Here is a 2689-nt window from a genome sequence, read left to right as displayed (position 1 = left end):
GGACGCCTGGATCAACCAACCCGCCACACCAGCCGACCCGGCCGATCAGGCCGCCGCCTGACACCCACTGGCCTCATTCACCTTGACAAATTCCGTCTGGGGGAGGCCAGACTGCGACATCCTTCAAAAAAACACCCGGGTACAGGCTCCGCCGGTGCCAGGGAAGGCGTTGTTCCCAGGACTGCGGGGCCAGGGAACACGTCAGGCGCACTTGCCTTCGGGCAGTGCGCCCGTAGTATATATCTTGGAATTAGTTATTCGGTCGTTCGCTGCTGTTTCTGCTGGTTACAGCTTCGTAGATCTACCACTGAATAACTATCTAAACGCGCCAGGATTGATCAGGGGAGCACATGAAGACAGGCAGTCTCGGAACATCGACGGATGGGGCAGTAGAGCAATGGAGCCCTGCGAGCAGTCGCGGAGTCTTGCCCGAGGAACTGAACGTGGCCACCGCGCACCTGGTCGATGTCGGCGGAGAGAGTTCAGAGTGGAAGGTGCAGTGCTTCTGGCTCAGCGCCGAAGACAGGGAAGGCACTCTGGGTGTGGGGACTGCGTTACGTCCGTGCGCGGTGGTGACAGCGTGCGAATTGTGTAGAGACGGCCTGTCCGAGCTGCCGGCAGAGGGCCGGGAGTACATGGCACACAACCAGCGGCACGCGGTCGCGGGTGACCCCGCGGTGGGCTACCGACTACTTCCGGACCTCTGCGGCATGTCTCTGGCACTGGGAGTCGACGACCTGACCTCGAGCTGGTTGGGCGAGTTGCGGCGGGAGCATGGAGAAGGTCTATACCTGGTGCACCCGGCAGCAGTTGCTGACGGATCGTTGATCGGAGTCGATCCGGTACGAGTGGTCGACTGACTCAACGCTTTGCGTAAGCGCTTGATAGCGGGTCTCGGTGTCGCGTCCGAGCGTCAGCCTAATCGGCTATTCCATTGTTGCTGGAGCCTCGCACGAGCCGAGTCGATAGTCTCTGAAGCAGGCTGCGGCCCAGGCGGCTTCTGTTTAGGGTGTTTGGCGACTTTGGCATGGTCAACGGCGGTCCCCACGACTTGCACTATGGACTGCTGCTTCCGTGCCTTCTTTGCGGCGCCGGTTTTCCCTGTTTCGGGGCGCTGGTGAACTGCGTTGCGCCGTCGCCGGACCAGAAGTCCTTCCTTCGACGCTTGAGCGGCCTGCGCGGCGGCGCGCGCGTTCGCAGCTCGCCGGTCGCTGATCTGCAGCTGTGCGTCTTTTCGTTGTTTGGCCGTGTTTCTCGCCGTCAGGATCGTGGTCCTGTTCATCCGGCATGGCATACACAGCCATTCAGATCGCAGCTTCTGAATGTCGCCGTATCCGTTGCAGGCTTGGCACTTTGATCCGTATCGCGCGGATCCACCCCCGCTGGTCACTGTCACCCGTGGCATAATTGGATTTTAACGACCCGTTCTGACATGACGGTGACGGCTAGGCGGACGAGTCACGTTACGTCGCCGCTGGCGGTGTCGCGCTCGCCCGATAGCGCTGACGGGCGGAATCGATGATCTCGCGATTGGGGCCGCGCGTGTGCGTGACGTTCAGGGGCGATTGGAGCCGCTGAATAAGTGCCGCTTCGATAAGTTTCGGGTGCCCGAACTCGACCCAGGACAGCCGCAAATGCTCCTCCATCCAGTCGGTGAGACGGCGTTCGTCTTCCTCGACGAGCACCACTCGGTCGGTACGCCGCGTGCTGTAGTTTTCTGTGTCCATCAGCAGCCCGGCCAGAGTTCGCCGCAGTGTCGAGCTCCCGCTCCGTCGTAGATGGTTCTGAGTCACACGCTTTCGCAAGTTCGACGCCAGCCCGAGATACAGCAGCCGATCCGTCGAGTTCGTCGCTGCGGTCGGGCTGCTCAGAAGGGGGAACGTCATCGGGTCCGCCCACCACGAGTAGATGCCCGGCGCAGAGGGCAACGCGGCCGTGCAACTGTCGACGGGACGAGTGTTCGCCGCGAGAGCTGCGGCAACCTCTCTCAGAACGTCTTCGCCGGTCCGGCTCAAATTTTCACTCATGAGCACAGTTTTCCCGGCTGTACATCGGTGTCAGTGAACTTTGCCGATCGCCAACTCGTCATCTACCGAACAGTGCCCGCTCGATCACGTCCGGATCGGTACCGGCTTCGCGTGCCCAATCGGCGGCCAAGTCCAGATAGCGCGAGTACATTTCAGGCGGCCCATCGGCTGTCCAGGTGCCGGTCGTCCATTTGTTCAGTGCAGCAACAACGTTGCTGTCATAGATCAGCGGTCGCCCGAGCAGTGGTTTGGTGTCGTACCCACCGAAGTAGAGCAGCTTCGTGAAGAAACCAGCCGCGAGGTAGCGCACCTTGAAACGTCCACCGGCGCTCAGTGCCCGGTAGGCACTCACTGGTCCCTCACGGTGCGCGAGATCCACCCCACTGGCGAGCTTGTCTGCCACCCCTGCCTCGTGCATGGGCCTCAAAGCCCGGACGAGCGGCTGACCGGGGTTGGTACCCCACGCGACGCATGCAACATGTAATTGGGCAACAGCCCAGGAAGACCCTTCTTGTACTGCTCTCTCGGCGATAGCGAAGACGTCACGACGAGCAATCAATCGGTACTTGTCCGTGGCCATGAAAAAGTACCCACTGGTGGCCAGGTCGAGGTCCCCACTGGTGGCCAACTGAAAGTCCCCACCCCGTGTTCGTCGTGTCGAT

General features: G+C 61.3%; 3 protein-coding genes. 1 reads left to right on the top strand and 2 read right to left on the bottom strand.

The features are described from left to right. Positions 1-350: 350 nt before the first annotated feature. A complete protein-coding gene (locus AB0O58_RS26645; protein ID WP_155288602.1) occupies positions 351-860 on the top strand; it encodes a hypothetical protein in 510 nt (169 codons plus the stop codon). A gap of 603 nt (positions 861-1463) precedes the next feature. Here AB0O58_RS26645 and AB0O58_RS26640 read toward each other — a convergent pair. Together AB0O58_RS26640 and AB0O58_RS26635 are read right to left on the bottom strand one after the other, a co-directional pair. Next, on the bottom strand, positions 1464-2027 hold the full coding sequence (locus AB0O58_RS26640) for a GIY-YIG nuclease family protein (RefSeq protein WP_052061369.1): 564 nt from the start codon (positions 2025-2027) through the stop codon (positions 1464-1466). Positions 2028-2085: 58 nt separating this feature from the next. Then, positions 2086-2689 (bottom strand): hypothetical protein (locus tag AB0O58_RS26635; RefSeq protein WP_366239033.1); only part of this gene is annotated, 604 nt, incomplete at its 5' end.

Source organism: Rhodococcus sp. NPDC080181 (genome assembly GCF_040702225.1).
In the GTDB taxonomy this organism is placed as follows: Bacteria; Actinomycetota; Actinomycetes; order Mycobacteriales; family Mycobacteriaceae; genus Rhodococcoides; species Rhodococcoides fascians.
The sequence above is the reverse complement of the archived record's forward strand: the minus strand, read 5'-3'. Positions and strand labels throughout refer to the sequence as shown.

Excerpts from the sequence above, each read along its gene's own strand:
- AB0O58_RS26645 (WP_155288602.1), top strand. The coding sequence starts at position 351 with ATGAAGACAGGCAGTCTCGGAACATCGACGGATGGGGCAGTAGAGCAA.
- AB0O58_RS26640 (WP_052061369.1), bottom strand. The coding sequence starts at position 2,027 with ATGAGTGAAAATTTGAGCCGGACCGGCGAAGACGTTCTGAGAGAGGTT.